The sequence below is a fragment of the Streptococcus sp. HMSC066E07 genome (genome assembly GCF_001814695.1).
In the GTDB taxonomy this organism is placed as follows: domain Bacteria; phylum Bacillota; class Bacilli; order Lactobacillales; family Streptococcaceae; genus Streptococcus; species Streptococcus hominis.
In genome coordinates this window covers 60,570-60,859 of record NZ_KV817464.1, presented here as the reverse complement: position 1 = coordinate 60,859, position 290 = coordinate 60,570, and the positions used below count along the sequence as shown (strand labels likewise).

At 43.4% G+C, this 290-nt stretch carries 1 protein-coding gene; it reads right to left on the bottom strand.

The features are described from left to right. Nucleotides 1-206, bottom strand: a 206-nt coding sequence (locus tag HMPREF2984_RS09805; RefSeq protein ID WP_218969691.1) for a hypothetical protein, incomplete at its 3' end; no start/stop codon positions are given. Between the last annotated feature and the right edge of the window lie 84 nt (nucleotides 207-290).

Sequence of the window (290 nt, the reverse complement as noted above, 5' to 3'; positions counted from 1 at the left end):
GGAACCATTCGAAACAGCACAGCTCTAAAACTATAGGTCTTCAACTGTTGGTTTAACTCCTGTTTTGGAACCATTCGAAACAGCACAGCTCTAAAACTTGTACTTCGACCAATCTTGCGTTTGAGGGGTTTTGGAACCATTCGAAACAGCACAGCTCTAAAACATATACTTCTTGTTCCCATCTGTCTTACTGGTTTTGGAACCATTCGAAACAGCACAGCTCTAAAACTGCTTGTACTCGGCGAGCTTGGTGTCGGTAGTTTTGGAACCATTCGAAACAGCACAGCTCT